Below are 15533 nucleotides of genomic sequence, written 5' to 3' on the forward strand. Positions count from 1 at the left end.
GCGCCGGCCCCGCCGCGACCGCGGGCCTCGAACCGCCAGTCGATGGGCGAGGCCTTCACCAAGTCGCTGCTGCGCCAGGCCGGCAGCACCATCGCCCGCGAACTGATGCGCGGCATCCTGGGCAGCATGAAGAAGCGGTAGGCCCGCCCTTAGCTGATCGAGAAGGCCATGCCGATCGAGGCCGGGGCGGTCGGCTTGAAGCCGTACTGGGCGTAGAGACGCCAGGCCTCGCCGTCGGCGATCAGGCTGACATAGGCCCCGACCGGCGCGGTCTGGCGCAGGTGGTCGACGATGCGCTCGACGATCGCCTTGCCCAGGCCCTGGCCCTGGTGGGCCGGCTCCACGGCGATGTCGACCACCTGGTAGAACAGGCCCCCGTCGCCGACCACGCGGCCCATCCCGACGACCTCGCCCTCCTTGCGGATCTGCACGGCGAACAGGGTGTTGGGCAGCCCGGCCGCCGCGGCCTCGGCGCTTTTCGGGCTGAGGCCCGCCGCCACCCGCAGCCGGCGGTAGTCGTCGGCCGAAGGCGTCGCGACGACGAGCTGGTATCCGTCCGTCATGGTTGGCTCCGTCTGGACATGGGGCCGGCGTTCTATCGCGGCGAGGACTGGGGCGTCGATGCCCCGCGGCCGGCGGGCCGCGCCCATTTCGCGAACCCGTGTTATCTTCCCGGCGGTTCTGCTGGGAGGACGCCATGTCGGACGCCGCCTTCGTCGGTTCGATCCCCGACCTCTATGAGCGCTATCTGGGGCCGATGCTGTTCGAGCCCTACGCCCGCGATCTCGCGCGCCGGTTCGAAGGGTTCGAAGGGGACCTGCTGGAGACCGCGGCCGGCACCGGCCGCGTGACCCGGGCCCTGGCCAGGGCCGCGCCGCGGGCGAGGATCCTGGCCACCGACCTCAACCAGCCGATGCTCGACACCGCTGCGGGCCTGACGGCGGCGGCCAATGTCGAATGGCGGGCGGCCGACGCCCAGGCCTTGCCGTTCGCCGACGCCAGTTTCGATGCGGTGGTCTGCCAGTTCGGGGTGATGTTCTTTCCCGACAAGGCGGCCGGGTTTTCGCAGGCGCGGCGGGTGCTGCGGCCGGGCGGGCGGTTCGTATTCAACGTCTGGGACGACATCGCCGCCAACGAGATCTCGCAGATCGTCGGCGAGGCGGTGGCCGGACTGTTCCCCAAGGACCCGCCGCGGTTCCTGGAGCGGACGCCGTTCGGCTATCACGACCGCGCGACGATCGCCGCGGCCGTGGCGGCGGCGGGGTTCGCCGCGCCGCAGTTCGACGTGGTGCGGTTGCAGATGCGCTCGCCGTCGGCGGCGGACGCGGCTGTCGGGCTCTGCACCGGCACGCCGCTGCGCGGCGAGATCGAGGCGCGCGACCCCGAGGGGCTGGACGCGGCGACCGAGGCCGCGACCGCGGCCCTGAGCGAAGCGTTCGGCGGCGGCGAGATCGTCGGCTGGGGGCAGGCGGTGGTGGTGAGCGCGGGGGCGACCTGAGCGTCATCCCGGTTTGCGCAGCAAGACCGGGACCCATGAACACCAGATGGTTCACGGGCATGGAGCCGCGGGCGGCAGGATGCCGGATGCGGCGTCAATGGGTCCCGGACAGCCGCTGCGCGGCTTCCGGGATGACATGTGAGTCTGGGGCGGCGATCCACCCTCCCCGCGAGGGGGAGGGATGGCGCTAGCCGCGCAGTTTGCGCAGCAGGACGTCGAGGTCGCGGGCGATCATCGGGTCTTCGCCCTTCAGGGCTTCGATGCGGCGCACGGCGTGCAGGACGGTGGTGTGATCGCGGCCCCCGAAGCGGCGGCCGATGTCCGGCAGCGAGCGGGTGGTGATCTGCTTGGCCAGCCACATGGCGACCTGGCGCGGGCGCGCGACGACGCGGGCGCGGCGCTCGGAGATCAGGTCGGCCTGCTTGAGCTGGTAGTGCTCGGCGACGGTCTTCTGGATCTGGTCGACGGTCACCCGGCGCTCGGTGCAGGCCAAGTTGGGGCGCAGGATCGCCTGCGCCTCGTCGAGAGTCATGCGCGAGATCTCGCCGCCGACGCGGGCGACCAAGGTGTTGAGCGCGCCTTCCAGTTCACGGACGCTGTCGGTGAAGCGGTCGGCGAGGAACTGCAGCACCTCGGCGCGGGCCGAGGGCATGAACTTGCCCTGGGCCGCCAGGGTGGCGAGCTTGCGCTCAAGGATGCCGAGGCGAAGGGTGCGGTCGGCCGGCTCGATGCCGCAGACCAGGCCGGCCTGCAGGTGGCTGCGCAGGCGCGGCTCCATCTCCTGGAGTTCAGCCGGCGAGCGGTCGGCGGTCATCACCACGCGGCGGCCGTCCTCGACCAGGGCCAGCAGGGTGTGGAACAGCTCCTCCTGGGTGGAGGACTTGCCGGCGACGAACTGCACGTCGTCGATCAGCAGCAGGTCGGCGTTGCGCAGCTCGTCCTTGAAGGCGGCGGTCGAGCGGTCCTGCACGGCCTTGACGAAGGTCGAGGTGAAGCGCTCGGCGGTGATGTAGACGACGCGCTTTTCCGGGGCCGACTGCATGGCCTCCCAGGCGAGCGCGTTCAGCAGGTGGGTCTTTCCGAAGCCGTAGGGGCCATGGAAGATCACCGGGTTGAAGTGGCCGTCCGACCAGGCCGCCACGCGGCGGGCCACGGCGAAGGCGAATTCGTTGGCGGGGCCCGAGACGAAGGTCTCGAACGAGAAGCGGTCCTGCAGGCCCTGCTGGCGGCCGGCGCGGGCGGCGACCGGGGCGGCGGCTTGCAGCGGCACCTCGATCTCGATGACGTTGCCTTCGGCCAGGGGCGCGCTCATCGGCTCGGCCTTGAGCACCACCGGCGCGGCCGGGGCGCTCGGGGCCTCGGCCTCGAACTCCATGCGCGACTTCAGTTCGAGATTGCGGCCCATCGGGTCGTTCTGAGCCCAGAGCTCGCCGATGCGGCGCCAGGCGTGGCGACGGATCCAGTCGCGGGCGACGCCGGTCGCGGCGACCAGGCACAGTTCGTCCCCGCGCTCGCGCAGGGCGGCCTGTCCCAGCCAGGAGCCGAAGGTGGCCTCACCGAGTTCCCGCTTCAGCGCGGCGCAGGTCGTCGACCACACGGCCGCCGCTTGCGTCTCGACAACAGAACTCGCAACGCCCCCAGTGGCCATCATTCCAACCTCTTTCATCGTCATCCGTCAGCGCCCCCGCAGCGGAACAACTTTGTTCAACGAACACAAAGCCTTACCCGGCGAGCGCAATGCCCCCGCCGCCGCCTTTTTTCATCCGAGATCAGATGGAAGGACGTCTTGAGGTTTGTCACCCTAGTCGGGGCGACTAGGGGGTCAACGGTGATTCTTCGCCGCGTCGACGGATATTTTCGTTGACTCAAATCCACCCCTCGCTCGGCAAGGGAATCCGGATTTCAACGTTCCGTTAGCTGAGAAGTATCGCCGCAGATGCGTGCAGTTGTGGTGCGCCGCAAAATAAAACGCCCGCGGGTCCTGCAACCCGCGGGTGTCTCGAATTTCCGTATTTTCAAGGGAGGTTGCGGCCAAGCTTCAAGCTCGACCCTTCAACCTCAGGCCGCGGCCATCTTCTTCAGCTGGGCGGCCAGGCGCGACACTTTCCGCGAGCCGGTGTTCTTGTGGACGACGCCCTTGGTGACGGCGCGCATCAGCTCGGATTGAGCTTCGACGAACGCGGTCTTGGCGGCGCCGGCGTCGCCCGAGGCGACGGCCTCTTCGAACTTGCGCAGGTAGGTGCGCACGCGCGAGCGGCGAGCCTTGTTGACTTCGGTACGGCGGGCGATCTTACGGACCGCCTTCTTGGCGCCGGGCGTGTTGGCCATGTGTCAGCTCTCAATACGGATCGCGCCCGAGCCAAAACCCGGGCGGGCAAATTGGAGGCGCGGATATACGGGACAGCGCCGCGCGGGTCAATGCGACTCCGACGGGTTTAATCCACAAGGGTGAAAGCGCGCCAGGCGGGATGGGCCGAGATCAGGTCGGCCATGCGCTGATAACCCCCCGCGCCGGGGTGGGCGCCGTCCCAGGCGATCGCCTCCTCGCGCCACAGGCCGTCGGCCTCCAGCGGCTGGAAGACGTCGATAAACGGGACCTTCAGCCGGGCGGCCAGGACCTTGAGGTTCTCGTTGAGCACCTCGAGCCGCGCCGAGACGCCGGGATCGGCCATCGGCGGCGGGCCGACCAGCAGCACCGGGCAGTGGGCGTCGGCGCCGGTCAGCATCGCCTGGGCGTTCTTGAGGCTGTCGGCCTGGGCCACGCGCGGCTTGCCGTCGACCGGATAGCAGTCGTTGGCCCCGAACGAGAAGACGATCCGCATCGGCTCCTCGTCGGTGAAGCGCGGCGTCGCCTCGGCCCGCCAGCGGGCGGCGATGTCGGCCGAGGTCTCGCGGCGGACGCCGAGATTGTAGAGCGTGATCGATCGGCGGCCGAGCAGGGCCCGGCCGATCCAGCCGAGGTGGTCGGGATCGCCGGCGCCGGCGACCATGGAGTCGCCGAACGCGATCAGCCTCATTGGCTTCTTTCCCCGGAGCGTGACGGTCGCCGGCTCCGACGTGAAGCTGTCACGCTCATCAGGAGCCCTTGAAGTCGGGTTTGCGCTTCTCGACGAAGGCGGCCATGCCCTCCTTCTGGTCGTCGAAGGCGAACAGCGAGTGGAACAGGCGCCGCTCGACGGCGACCCCGGTCGAGAGCGTGGTCTCGTAGGCGGTCTCGACCAGTTCCTTGTTCATCATCACCGCCAGCGGCGACTGGCCGGCGATCTTCGTCGCCGCGGCCATGGCCTCGCCGATCAGCTGGTCGGACGGCACGACGCGGGAGACCAGGCCCGAACGCTCGGCCTCGGCGGCGTCCATCATCCGGCCGGTGAGGATCATCTCCATGGCCTTGGACTTGCCGACGAAGCGGGTCAGGCGCTGGGTGCCGCCGATGCCGGGGGCGACGCCGAGATTGATTTCGGGCTGGCCGAACTTGGCGCTCTCGGCGGCGATGATGAAGTCGCAGAGCATGGCCAGCTCGCAGCCGCCGCCGAGGGCGTAGCCGGCGACCGCGGCGATGATCGGCTTGCGGAACTGCTCGATGCGGCGGGCGCTGGCGCCGAAGAAGTCCTGCTTGAACATCTCGGCGTAGGTCTTGGTCGACATCTCCTTGATGTCGGCGCCGGCGGCGAAGGCGCGGTCCGAGCCGGTCAGCACCACGCAGCGCACGGCCTCGTCGGCCTCGGCGGCGTCGAGGGCGGCGGAAAGCTCGCCGAGCAATTGGCTGTTCAGGGCGTTGAGCGCCTCGGGCCGGTTGAGGCGGATCAGGGTCACGCCTTCGGTTGTCTCGACGATCAGGGTCTCGTAGCTCATGGCAGCCCTCGCTGGCGATGTCGGTCCGCCGGGCTTAAGGCCCTTCGACGCTGTAGCCAAGGGCGCGCAGGCGGGCGGGCAGGCCGTCCTGGCCGACCAGGTGGCCGACCCCGACCACGACCACCGTGCGGCCCGAGCCGTCGAGCCGGGCCTTGAGCGTGGCGAGCCAGCGCTCGTTGCGCTCGGTGACCAGGCGGGCGTAGAGGCCAGGCGCGGCCGTGCGGAGCGGGCCGAGCACGTCCTCGTCCAGGGCGCGCAGGTCGCCGGCCATCCAGTGGGCGATCAGCTCGTCATAGGCCCGCGGGTTCTCGTTCAGCTCGATCAGGCTCTGTTCCAGCGAGGCGACCTGCTGGGCCAGCGGCGCGGCGTCGAAGATGGCGATCTGCTCTTCGGGGCTTTCGAAGGCGCGGCGCCGGGCCGAGGCCGGGGCCGAGCCGGAGATCATCTTCTCGACGCCGGAACTGGCGTCGGCGCCGGCCTTCTGGAACTGGGCGCCGGCCAGCACCACCTCGGCGAACCAGGGCTCGAGCCGGTCGAGCGCGGCCATCGAGACGCCGAGATCGGCGGTCGCGGTCTTCAGCCGCTCGCGGCCCTCGGGCGAGAGCAGGGCCGAGAGCGACTGGCCCTGCGGCAGCAGGCCGTGGGCGGCGGCCAGCTGGCCGACCTTGGCCTCCGAGGCCGGGTCGATCGGCAGCTCGAACCAGAGGTCGTCGGCCTTGGCCAGCGCCGCGTCCAGTTCGGCGGGCCGCCAGTCCAGGCCCGGCGGCAGGACGTGGACCGAGCCGAAGATCACCAGCTCGGAGTCGGCGTCGCGCACCGTCCAGACCGGCGGGCGGGCCTGCGCCTCCACCGCGCCGCAGCCGGCGAGCAGCAGGCCGGCGAGGGCGCCGAGCAGACGTCGGGTCATGGGCGGGCTCACTTCTGGCAGGTGCGGCAATAGAAGGTGGAGCGGCCGGCCTGGACCTCGCGGGCGATGGTCCCCTTGCAGCCGGGATTGGCGCAGGGCTCGCCCTCGCGGTCATAGGCGCGGAAGCGGTGCTGGAAGTAGCCGAGCGCGCCGTCGGCGGCGGCGTAGTCCTTGAGCGTCGAGCCGCCGGCCTCAATGGCCTCCTCCAGCACCTCGCGGATGATCTCGACCAGCGGGCCAAGCTTGGCCGGCTTGATCGACCCGGCCGGCTTCAGCGGCGAGATCTTCGCGCGGTTCAGCGCCTCGCAGACATAGATGTTGCCGAGGCCGGCGACGACGCGCTGGTCGAGCAGCAGGGTCTTGGGGCCCTGCTTGCGGCCGGCGAAGGCGGTGACCAGGCGCTGGGCGTCGAAGGCGTCCGACAGCGGCTCGGGACCCAGGCCGGCGAACCAGGGGTGCTGGTCCATGGCTGCGGTCTCGATGAGGTCCATGTAGCCGAAGCGGCGCGGGTCATAATAGGTGACGCGGCCGCCGTCGTCGGCCTCGAACACCACGTGGGCGTGCTTGGGATCGGGGTCGGGGGCGTAGTGGAACTCGCCGGGCCGCTGGTAGCCCTCGGGCTGGGCGATCTCGAAGCGGCCGCTCATGCCCAAGTGCATGACCAGGGTCTCGCCGCGGTCGAGCACCGCCATCAGGTATTTCGCTCGCCGCTCCAGGCGCTGGATGGTGGCGCCGGTCAGGCGCTGGACGAAGCCGTCGGGGAACGGAAAGCGCAGGTCGGCGCGGCGCGCCTCGACCCGCGACAGGCGGCGGCCCTCGAGCACCGGCTGCAGGCCGCGCCGGACGGTTTCGACCTCGGGTAATTCAGGCATGACCTTGAAGTGGCATTTCGGGGCGGGCGGGACAACCTTTGCCGCGGCGGGGCGCCTTGCTTCCTTCTCCAGGCTCGTCCCGCCTCGCCCGACTGGCGCGGCCGGCCTGGCCGAGCTAAGACCCGTCCTCATGACCGGACCCTCCGCCACCTTCGGCTTCCGCGACGTCGACGCCTCCGAGAAGGCCGGCCTCGTGCGCGGCGTCTTCGACAGCGTCGCCAGCCGCTACGACCTGATGAACGACCTGATGAGCGCCGGCGTGCACCGGCTCTGGAAGGACGCCACGGCCGCGCGGCTGAACCCGCAGCCGGGCGAGGTGATCATCGACTGCGCCGGCGGCACCGGCGACATGGCCCGGCGCTTCGCCAAGCTGGCCCGCGCCGCCCAGCTGCGCCGCGGCGGCCCCGACGCCCAGATCATGATCATGGACTACAACGCCGAGATGATCGCCGCCGGCCGCACCAAGGGCGGCGAGCCGGAGATCACCTGGAACGTCGGCGACGCCCAGCGCCTGCCGCTGCCCGACGCCTGCGCCGACGCCTACGTGATCTCGTTCGGCATCCGCAACGTCACCGACGTGCAGGCCGCGCTGGTCGAGGCGCGCCGGGTGCTGAAGCCGGGCGGGCGGTTCCTGTGCCTGGAGTTCTCGCAGCCGGCCACCGAGATGCTGCGCAAGGCCTATGACGCCTATTCGTTCAAGGTGATCCCGGAAATCGGCAAGCTGGTGACCAAGGATCGCGACAGCTACCAGTACCTGGTCGAGAGCATCCGCCGGTTCCCCGACCAGCGGACCTTCGTCTCGATGATCGAGAAGGCCGGGTTCAGCCGCGCCGGCTACACCAACTTCACCGGCGGCGTCGCGGCCCTGCATCACGGCTGGGCGTTCTAGTTCATGGGAAGTCTCGCGGCCTTCGGGCGGCTGGCGGCGGCGGGCTGGTCGCTGGCGCGCAACGACGCCCTGCTGCCGCGCGAGCTTGACGGGCTCTATCCGCCGCGGATTGCGACCCTGTCCCGCTCGATCCGAGGCCTGGCCGGGCGTCAGGCGCGCGAGGGGCGTCCGGGCGAGCGCCTGGCCCGTTCGCTGGAGGGCCTGGGGCCGGTGGCGATCAAGCTCGGCCAGCTGCTCTCGACCCGCGCCGACATCTTCGGGGCCGAGTTCGCGGACGACCTGTCGCGGCTGAAGGACAAGCTCGACCCGTTCCCGACGGACGTCGCCCGGCGCGAGGTCGAGGCGTGCCTGGGCCGCCCGATCGACAGTCTTTATTCCAGTTTCGGCGAGCCGGTGGCCGCCGCCTCGCTGGCCCAGGCGCATGACGCGACCCTGCTGGACGGCCGGCGCGTGGCGGTGAAGGTGCTGCGGCCGGGCATCGCCCATCGCGTCGCCCAGGACGCCGAAGTGTTGGCGCTGGCGGCGCGGCTGATGGAGAAGCTGTCGCCCGACGCCCGCCGGCTGGAGCCGCGGGCCCTGGCCAGCACCGTGATCCGCGCCACCGAGCTGGAGCTCGACCTGCGGCTGGAGGCGGCCGGCGGCGACGAGCTGGGCGAGGTGATGGCCAAGGACGGCTACATGGCCGCGCCGAAGGTGGTCTGGGACGGGGTCGGCAAGACCGTGCTGACCCAGGAATGGGCCAAGGGCGCGCCGCTGTCGGATCCCGCGAGCCTGGAGCTGGAGGGCCTCGACCGCCCGGCCCTGGCCGACAAGCTGCTGCGCGCGTTCCTGTCCCAGGCGCTGGACCATGGGGTGTTCCACGCCGACCTGCACGAGGGCAACCTGTTCGTCGCCGCGCCGGCGGAGATCACCGCGGTCGATTTCGGCATCGTCGGGCGGCTGGCCCCGGCCGAGCGGCGCTACCTGGCCGAGATCCTCTGGGGTTTCCTGCAGCGCGACTACGAGCAGATCGCCCGGACCCATTTCGAGGCCGGCTATGTGCCGCGGACCCACTCGGTCCACGCCTTCGCCCAGGCCCTGCGCGCGGTCGGCGAGCCGCTGTTCGGGCGCACCGCCAGCGACGTCTCGATGGGCCGGGTGCTGACCCAGCTGTTCGAGATCACCGCCCTGTTCGACATGCGCCTGCAGCCGCAGCTGGTGCTGCTGCAGAAGACCATGATGACGGTCGAGGGCGTGGCCCGCCGGCTCGACCCTGACCACGACATCTGGAAGGCGGCCGATCCGGTGGTGCGCCGCTGGATGCTGCGCGAGCTGGGCCCGCAGGCGCGGGTCAAGCGCTTCGTCGACGAGGGGATCGAGGCGCTGCGCGCCCTGCACCGGCTGATCGAGGCCCCGCCGCAGGCCGCGACGGCGGTGGCGGTGATCGAAGCGCGCCCCTCGCGCATGGCCTGGTTCGCGATCGGCGCGGCGGTGGCCGGGGCCGCGTTCGCGCTGGGGGTTTGGGTGTTTTGAGGGTGATCCTTCTCCCGCAAGGGGAGAAGGGTCCGACCGTCTTTCCAATCGGCCGCAGGGGCGTTCATTTGGCGTAAGGGCGGCGGCGCCCTATATTCCGCGGTCTTCCAGACCGTGAGCATCCCTTGGGCGTCACCCTTGATCTTTCGCGCGCACCCGTCGCGCCCGCCGTCAAACCGAACCTTTCGGGCCTGACCCGCAAGGCGCTGGCCCAGGCGCTGATCGACGCCGAGGTCGTGCGCCCGGACAAGGCCAAGATGCGCGCCAGCCAGCTGTGGCGCTGGATCCACCACTATGGGGCCACCGACTTTTCGGCGATGACCGACGTCGCCAAGGAGACCCGCGCGGCGCTGGACGGCGCCTTCACCCTGGCGCGTCCGGAAGTGGTCGAGCGGCAGGTGTCCAAGGACGGCACCCGCAAGTGGCTGATCCGCATGGCCCCGGGCATCGAGGTGGAGACCGTCTACATTCCCGACGTCGGCCGCTCGGGGGCTCTGTGCGTCTCCAGTCAGGTCGGCTGCACGCTGAACTGCACCTTCTGCCACACCGGCACCCAGGCGCTGGTCCGCAACCTGACCGCGGCCGAGATCGTCGCCCAGGTGCAGGTGGCCCGCGACGACCTTTCGGAGTGGCCCTCGCCCAAGGAGGACCGCCGGCTCTCGAACATCGTGTTCATGGGCATGGGCGAGCCGCTGTACAATCTGGACAACGTCGCCGACGCCATCGACATCATCGCCGATGGCGAGGGCATCGCCATTTCGCGCCGACGGATCACGGTCTCGACCTCGGGCGTCGTGCCGGAGCTGAAGGCGCTGGGCGAGCGCACCCAGGCGATGCTGGCGATTTCGCTGCACGCCACCAACGACGACCTGCGCGACGTGCTGGTGCCGCTGAACAAGAAGTACGACATCGCCACGCTGATGGAGGGCATCCGCGGCTATCCGGGCCTGTCCAACACCCGCCGCGTGACCTTCGAGTACGTGATGCTGAAGGACGTCAACGACAGCCCGGCCGAGGCCAAGGCCCTGGTCAAGCTGCTCAAGGGCATTCCGGCCAAGATCAACCTGATCCCGTTCAACCCGTGGCCGGGCACCAACTACGGCTGCTCGGACTGGGGCGCGATCGAGAGCTTCGCGGCGATCCTCAACCGGGCCGGCTACGCCTCGCCGATCCGCACGCCGCGCGGCCGCGACATCCTGGCCGCCTGCGGCCAGCTGAAGAGCGAGAGCGAGAAGCTGCGGGCCAGCGCCCGGCGCAAGCTGGCGGCCGGCGACGCCGAGGCCATTGCCTAGGTCTGATCGGTCCGTGCTATCGATGCCGCCGAGTTCTAGCGTCCAGCCCACGGGGTCCCATGCCGCAACTGCAATCGCCTGAGATCCAGGCCTTCGCCAACGGCTTTCCCATCGCCCTGATGCACATCGCCGTGACGGTGGCGATCCTGTTCGTCGGCGTGACGGTCTACGTTCTGATGACCCCGCATCGCGAGATCGCGCTGATCCGGGAGGGCAACTCCGCCGCGGCCCTGTCGCTGGGCGGGGTGCTGGTCGGGCTGGCGATCCCGCTGTCGGCCTCGCTGGCCGGCTCGACCTCGGCGCTGGAGATCGGCATGTGGGGCGCGGCCTGCGTGGCGCTGCAGCTGCTGATCTTCCGGCTGGTCGATCTGGCGCTGCACGGCCTGCCCCAGCGCATCGCCGAAGGCGAAGTCGCCGCCGCCGCCCTGCTGGTCGGGGCCAAGCTGGCCACGGCCCTGATCATCGCCTCGGCGATGGCCGGCTGACCGTCGACGCGTCATGCACTTTCCCAGGCTTCCGGACTGGCTGGTCTATCTGGCGGTGGTGCTGGCGCTGCTGATCGCGGCGGTCGGCCGCCAGGAGCGCGCCGACGCCCCGCCGCCGCCGCCGCCGGTGGCCGGCGGCGAGGGCCTGCCGCTGGGTCCGGCCTCGCCGTTCGACCCGCAGGTGGTGGTCGACGTCCCGGGCAAGGCCGAGCCGGGGGTCGGCACGGCGTTCTCGGTCTCCGACGCCGGGGTGTGGATCACCGCCCGCCACGTGGTCGACGGCTGCACCCAGACCGCCATCGTCGTGGCCGAGGGCCGCGGGGTGGAGGCGCAGGTCCACATCGACCCGCGCGGCGAGGCTGCGATCCTGACCACCGAGGGCGGCGCCCCGCCGCTGCCGCTGGGCCTGCAGCAACAGCTGCGCCGCGGCGACCGCGCGTTCCATCCGGGCTATCCGCAGGGCGAGCCGGGGGAGGCGACCTCGCGCCTGCTCGGCCGCGAGAACCTGGAGGTGCGCGGCCGCGGCGCGCGCACCGAGCCGGTGCTGGTCTGGGCCGAGACCGGCCGCACCGACGGGCTGGAGGGCACCTTGGCCGGACTGTCGGGCTCGCCGGTGCTGGACCGCGCGGGCCGGGTGATCGGGGTGACGGTGGCCGAGAGCCCGCGTCGCGGCCGGATCTACACGACCTCGCCTGAGACGGTGCTGGAGGCCCTGGCCGCCACCCACCAGCGGGCCGACAAGTTCGCGGTCGGCGAGCCGATCACCACCGACAACTACGGCCGGGTGGCCGACACCCTGCGTCGCGACCTGCGGGTGGCGCAGGTGATCTGCCTGCGGACGTCGTAGGACGACACCCGGTTCATGCCGCCGCGGCGCGCTCCTCGCGGCGGTTGCGGGCGGCTTGGATGGCGATGGCCAGGTCGACCACGGCGATGGCGGCCACCGCGCCGAAGGCGGCGTAGGCGATCTTGCGGCGAGGATTGTCGCGGCCGATGGCGCGGCCGAGGACGGCCAGATCCATGAGGTCGCCGCCGGCCCGCATCCAGAACCACGGCCCCGGCGGGACCGGCGAGAGCAGGCCGGCGCCCGAGGCGATCTCGCGGGCGCCGAAGGCGCTCATCGCCTGGTCGTCGAAGGTAAGCCCCAGGAACCGGGTCACCCGGCGCGGCGCGGCGACGGCGGTCACCCCGACCGCGAGGGACAGCAGGCCCAGGGCCCTCTTCGCGAGCAGCAGGTTCATCGGCGTTTCCCTCCAAGCCTCAAGCAAGGGAGGACGTCTTAGCCGCGCTTGGGTTCCGCTATTGGCCGGGCGGCAGGGCCTTCTTCTCGGCGGCGATCTCGTCGAGTTCGGCCTGGGCGGCCTTTTCGGCGGCGGCGTCGCCCTTGCGCCGGGCGACGATCAGTTGGCCCGAGGCCTCCATCTCGCGGACCGGCAGCAGGTGCGAATTGTCGGCCCGCTTGAAGGGCTTGGTCTGGATGCGCTCGAGCACCTTGCGCTGGCGCTCGGCCTCAGGGCCCTCGCCGGTCCCGTAGCTGAACAGGAAGGCGTCGATCTTGGCCTTGATCGCCGGGTCGAGATCCTTGCGGCGGACCATCGGGTCCTCGGGGATGGTCGGCGAGGTCCAGATCACATCGAGGCTGGCCAGGGTCTTCTTCGACATCTCGGTGCCCATCATCGCCATGCGATCCATCGAGGCGGTGTTGTTGGTGGCCGCATCCAGCAGGCCCTGGGCGACCGAGAACAGATTGGCCTCGTGGTTGGCCGAACGGACGGTCTTGAAGCAGGTGTTGGGATCGACCCCGCGCGGGGCGAACAGATAGGTCATCGGCGCCAGGGTCCCGGAGGTCGACTTGGCGTCGCCCATGCCGAAGTTCAGCGTGCGGTCGCAGGTGAGCAATTTGTCGAGGGTGATCCCCGAGCCCTTCTTGACCACGATCACCGCCTGGTAGCCGTCCGGGCCGTTCGGCTTGACCGTGCGGGCGAAGACCTCGCCGTTCGCGCGGCGCACGGCCTCCAGCCCCGACTGGTTGGTGAACCAGCCCACGTCGGTCTGCTTGAACCGCATGGCTTCGATCAGCGAGGTGTAGTTGGTGCCGAAGAACGGCTTCACCGGGACGCCGATGGATTTTTCCATGTCGGCCAGGAACGGGCCCCAGTCGTCCATCTGGGTCTGGCGGCCCTCGGTCGACATGATCGAGAAGTTGACGACGGCCGGGGCCGCGGGCTTGGCGGCCTCCTTCGGGCTGCAGCCGGCCAGCGTCAGCGCGGCGGCCAGGGCGAGCGCGAGACGGCGCGTGATCATCAGAACTTCCCCCGAAAGAGCGACTGGCCGGGCTTTTGCGCCGGTTGCGTGACAGCTCCGCGACGATGATGAGCGCAAAAGTCTGCTTGAGGCGAGCGGCTACTGGCGTTAGGCCGCGCAGATGTCCGACACCTCGATCCAGAACCCCTCCCTGCGCGGCCTCTCTGCCCAGGCGCGCGAAGCGAAAAGCTGGCCCTTCGAACAGGCCCGCATCCTGCTGGATCGGACGCTCAAACTTCGGCTCAGCGACGGCGAGCGCGACCTGGCCGCCAGCCTGATCGCACAGGGCAAGGCCGACGAGGCGGTGAGCACCTTCCCGGTGCTGGCCCAGCCGGTGGTGTTCCAGTGCGGGTTCGGGGCTTCGGGCCTGCCGCACATGGGCACGTTCGGCGAGGCCGCGCGCCCGACCATGGTGCGCACGGCGTTCCGCGCCCTGACCGAGGACGCCATCCCGACCAAGCTGATCGTGTTCTCCGACGACATGGACGGGCTGCGGAAGATCCCGGACAACGTGCCCAATCGCGAGATGCTGGAAGAAGACCGCGACAAGCCGGTCTCGGCCGTGCGCGACCCGTTCGGCGAGTACGAGAGCTTTGCGGCCCACAACAACGCCCGCCTGCGCGCCTTCCTCGACGGCTTCGGCTTCGACTACGAGTTCATGTCGTCCACGCAGACCTACAAGTCGGGCCGGTTCGACGAGGTGCTGCTGAAGATCCTGGCCCGCTTCGACGCGGTGCAGGGCGTCATGCTGCCGACTCTCGGCGAGGAGCGCCGCGCCACCTATTCGCCGTTCCTGCCGGTCAGCCCGAAGTCGGGCCGGGTGCTGCAGGCCCCGACCGTCGGCCGCGACGTCGAGAAGGGCACCATCACCTTCCCCGACGAGGACGGAACCCTGACCGAGGTCCCGGTGACCGGCGGTCACGTGAAGCTGCAGTGGCGTCCCGACTGGGCCGCGCGCTGGTACGCGCTGGGCGTCGACTTCGAAGCCTCGGGCAAGGATCTGGTCGATTCCGTGCGGGTCTCGAACAAGCTGGTGAAGGTGCTGGGCGGGACGCCGCCGGAGGCCTTCCACTTCGAGCTGTTCATGGACGAGAACAACCAGAAGATCTCCAAGTCCAAGGGCAACGGCCTGACCATGGAGGAGTGGCTGCGCTACGGCGCGCCCGAGAGCCTCGCCTACTACATGTACCAGTCGCCGAAGTCGGCCAAGCGGCTCTATTTCGACGTCATCCCGAAGGCGACGGACGAGTACCTGCAGCAGCTGGAGGCGTTCAACAAGGCGCGCGCGACCAGCAACGCGACGGCGATCGACAACCCGGCCTGGCACGTCCATCGCGGGGCGCCGCCGGAGAAGGGCTCGCCGCTGTCGTTCTCGCTGCTGCTGAACCTGGTGTCGGCGGCCGACGCCTCGACCAAGGACATCCTCTGGGGCTTCGTGTCCCGCTACATGCCGGGCGCGGACGCGCAGACCGAGCCGATGCTCGACCGGCTGATCGGCTATGCGATCAACTACTACGAGGACTTCGTGAAGCCCTCGAAGAAGTTCCGCGCCCCCGACGACAAGGAGCGGGCGGCGATGGAGGACCTGTTGGCCCGCTTCAAGGCGCTGCCGGCCGACGCCGACGCCGAGACGATCCAGAACGAGGTGTTCGAGGTCGGCAAGACCGCCGGGTTCGAACCGCTGCGGGCCTGGTTCCAGGCGCTCTACGAAGTGCTGCTGGGCCAGAGCCAGGGTCCGCGCTTCGGCTCGTTCGCGGCGATCTTCGGCCTGGAGCGGACCATCGCGCTGATCGAGCAGGCGCTGGCCGGGGAACTGGCGGCGGCTTAGGCGGGACAGTTGCTCCCCCGTGGGGGAGCTGTCAGCCGCATGGCTGACTGAGCAACCATGTTCAGGTTGCGGGCTGTTTGAGCCATGGCTGGCC

17 protein-coding genes are annotated in these 15533 nt (G+C 70.3%); 8 read left to right on the forward strand and 9 right to left on the reverse strand.

Annotation, left to right across the window (positions count from 1 at the left end):
- On the forward strand, positions 1-141 hold a 141-nt coding region (locus OUA97_RS21665; protein ID WP_267234182.1), incomplete at its 5' end, for a helicase HerA-like domain-containing protein.
- A gap of 8 nt (positions 142-149) precedes the next feature.
- On the opposite strand, the gene OUA97_RS21670 is transcribed toward OUA97_RS21665, so the two are convergent.
- Positions 150-563: a GNAT family N-acetyltransferase gene (locus OUA97_RS21670; protein WP_267234165.1), complete on the reverse strand. Its 414-nt coding sequence runs from the start codon at positions 561-563 to the stop codon at positions 150-152.
- Between the two features lie 134 nt (positions 564-697).
- Between OUA97_RS21670 and OUA97_RS21675 the strand changes: the two genes are divergently transcribed.
- On the forward strand, positions 698-1498 hold the full coding sequence (locus OUA97_RS21675; protein ID WP_323691089.1) for a class I SAM-dependent methyltransferase: 801 nt from the start codon (positions 698-700) through the stop codon (positions 1496-1498).
- 187 nt (positions 1499-1685) lie between these two features.
- Here OUA97_RS21675 and dnaA read toward each other — a convergent pair whose 3' ends face one another.
- From dnaA to mutM, 6 genes are all read right to left on the reverse strand, one after another.
- Positions 1686-3149, reverse strand: coding sequence for a chromosomal replication initiator protein DnaA (dnaA, locus tag OUA97_RS21680; RefSeq protein WP_267234167.1), 1464 nt, complete (start codon positions 3147-3149; stop codon positions 1686-1688).
- Positions 3150-3556: 407 nt separating this feature from the next.
- Entirely contained in the window at positions 3557-3826 is a 270-nt protein-coding gene (gene rpsT / locus OUA97_RS21685) for a 30S ribosomal protein S20 (RefSeq protein WP_183777175.1), read from the reverse strand.
- A 107-nt stretch (positions 3827-3933) separates the two neighbouring features.
- Positions 3934-4515 carry a GDSL-type esterase/lipase family protein gene (locus tag OUA97_RS21690; RefSeq protein WP_267234169.1) on the reverse strand — a complete coding sequence of 194 codons (582 nt, stop codon included), beginning with the start codon at positions 4513-4515 and terminating at the stop codon, positions 3934-3936.
- Positions 4516-4573: 58 nt separating this feature from the next.
- A complete protein-coding gene (locus tag OUA97_RS21695; RefSeq protein WP_267234170.1) occupies positions 4574-5350 on the reverse strand; it encodes an enoyl-CoA hydratase in 777 nt (258 codons plus the stop codon).
- Positions 5351-5384: 34 nt separating this feature from the next.
- Entirely contained in the window at positions 5385-6257 is an 873-nt protein-coding gene (locus OUA97_RS21700; protein WP_267234171.1) for a TraB/GumN family protein, read from the reverse strand.
- A gap of 8 nt (positions 6258-6265) precedes the next feature.
- On the reverse strand, positions 6266-7129 hold the full coding sequence (gene mutM, locus OUA97_RS21705; RefSeq protein ID WP_267234172.1) for a bifunctional DNA-formamidopyrimidine glycosylase/DNA-(apurinic or apyrimidinic site) lyase: 864 nt from the start codon (positions 7127-7129) through the stop codon (positions 6266-6268).
- A 130-nt stretch (positions 7130-7259) separates the two neighbouring features.
- On the opposite strand from mutM, the gene OUA97_RS21710 reads away from it, so the two are divergent.
- The 5 genes from OUA97_RS21710 to OUA97_RS21730 all read left to right on the forward strand — a co-directional run bounded on the left by OUA97_RS21710 (position 7260) and on the right by OUA97_RS21730 (position 12154).
- On the forward strand, positions 7260-8018 hold the full coding sequence (locus tag OUA97_RS21710; protein ID WP_267234173.1) for a class I SAM-dependent methyltransferase: 759 nt from the start codon (positions 7260-7262) through the stop codon (positions 8016-8018).
- A 3-nt stretch (positions 8019-8021) separates the two neighbouring features.
- Positions 8022-9530, forward strand: a complete 1509-nt coding sequence (ubiB, locus tag OUA97_RS21715) for a 2-polyprenylphenol 6-hydroxylase (RefSeq protein ID WP_267234174.1) — start codon at positions 8022-8024, stop codon at positions 9528-9530.
- Between the two features lie 125 nt (positions 9531-9655).
- Positions 9656-10822, forward strand: a complete 1167-nt coding sequence (gene rlmN, locus OUA97_RS21720) for a 23S rRNA (adenine(2503)-C(2))-methyltransferase RlmN (protein ID WP_267234175.1) — start codon at positions 9656-9658, stop codon at positions 10820-10822.
- Positions 10823-10881: 59 nt separating this feature from the next.
- Complete coding sequence (locus tag OUA97_RS21725) at positions 10882-11307, forward strand: DUF350 domain-containing protein (protein WP_267234176.1); 426 nt, start codon at positions 10882-10884, stop codon at positions 11305-11307.
- Between the two features lie 13 nt (positions 11308-11320).
- A complete protein-coding gene (locus OUA97_RS21730) occupies positions 11321-12154 on the forward strand; it encodes a S1 family peptidase (RefSeq protein WP_267234177.1) in 834 nt (277 codons plus the stop codon).
- 13 nt (positions 12155-12167) lie between these two features.
- Here OUA97_RS21730 and OUA97_RS21735 read toward each other — a convergent pair whose 3' ends face one another.
- On the reverse strand, positions 12168-12548 hold the full coding sequence (locus OUA97_RS21735) for a hypothetical protein (protein WP_267234179.1): 381 nt from the start codon (positions 12546-12548) through the stop codon (positions 12168-12170).
- A gap of 58 nt (positions 12549-12606) precedes the next feature.
- Complete coding sequence (gene phnD, locus OUA97_RS21740) at positions 12607-13611, reverse strand: phosphate/phosphite/phosphonate ABC transporter substrate-binding protein (protein ID WP_267234180.1); 1005 nt, start codon at positions 13609-13611, stop codon at positions 12607-12609.
- A 121-nt stretch (positions 13612-13732) separates the two neighbouring features.
- Here phnD and OUA97_RS21745 point away from each other — a divergent pair, with 121 nt between their 5' ends.
- The gene (locus tag OUA97_RS21745; RefSeq protein ID WP_267234181.1) at positions 13733-15439 is read left to right on the forward strand and encodes a lysine--tRNA ligase; all 1707 of its coding nucleotides are present in this window, start codon (positions 13733-13735) and stop codon (positions 15437-15439) included.
- The last annotated feature ends 94 nt before the right edge of the window (positions 15440-15533 follow it).

It is taken from the genome of Phenylobacterium sp. 58.2.17 (genome assembly GCF_026411515.1).
GTDB lineage: Bacteria > Pseudomonadota > Alphaproteobacteria > Caulobacterales > Caulobacteraceae > Phenylobacterium.

Coding starts and splice junctions, on each gene's coding strand:
- OUA97_RS21670 (WP_267234165.1), bottom strand. CDS start 563: ATGACGGACGGATACCAGCTCGTCGTCGCGACGCCTTCGGCCGACGAC.
- OUA97_RS21675 (WP_323691089.1), top strand. CDS start 698: ATGTCGGACGCCGCCTTCGTCGGTTCGATCCCCGACCTCTATGAGCGC.
- dnaA (WP_267234167.1), bottom strand. CDS start 3,149: ATGATGGCCACTGGGGGCGTTGCGAGTTCTGTTGTCGAGACGCAAGCG.
- rpsT (WP_183777175.1), bottom strand. CDS start 3,826: ATGGCCAACACGCCCGGCGCCAAGAAGGCGGTCCGTAAGATCGCCCGC.
- OUA97_RS21690 (WP_267234169.1), bottom strand. CDS start 4,515: ATGAGGCTGATCGCGTTCGGCGACTCCATGGTCGCCGGCGCCGGCGAT.
- OUA97_RS21695 (WP_267234170.1), bottom strand. CDS start 5,350: ATGAGCTACGAGACCCTGATCGTCGAGACAACCGAAGGCGTGACCCTG.
- OUA97_RS21700 (WP_267234171.1), bottom strand. CDS start 6,257: ATGACCCGACGTCTGCTCGGCGCCCTCGCCGGCCTGCTGCTCGCCGGC.
- mutM (WP_267234172.1), bottom strand. CDS start 7,129: ATGCCTGAATTACCCGAGGTCGAAACCGTCCGGCGCGGCCTGCAGCCG.
- OUA97_RS21710 (WP_267234173.1), top strand. CDS start 7,260: ATGACCGGACCCTCCGCCACCTTCGGCTTCCGCGACGTCGACGCCTCC.
- ubiB (WP_267234174.1), top strand. CDS start 8,022: ATGGGAAGTCTCGCGGCCTTCGGGCGGCTGGCGGCGGCGGGCTGGTCG.
- OUA97_RS21725 (WP_267234176.1), top strand. CDS start 10,882: ATGCCGCAACTGCAATCGCCTGAGATCCAGGCCTTCGCCAACGGCTTT.
- OUA97_RS21730 (WP_267234177.1), top strand. CDS start 11,321: ATGCACTTTCCCAGGCTTCCGGACTGGCTGGTCTATCTGGCGGTGGTG.
- OUA97_RS21735 (WP_267234179.1), bottom strand. CDS start 12,548: ATGAACCTGCTGCTCGCGAAGAGGGCCCTGGGCCTGCTGTCCCTCGCG.
- phnD (WP_267234180.1), bottom strand. CDS start 13,611: ATGATCACGCGCCGTCTCGCGCTCGCCCTGGCCGCCGCGCTGACGCTG.
- OUA97_RS21745 (WP_267234181.1), top strand. CDS start 13,733: ATGTCCGACACCTCGATCCAGAACCCCTCCCTGCGCGGCCTCTCTGCC.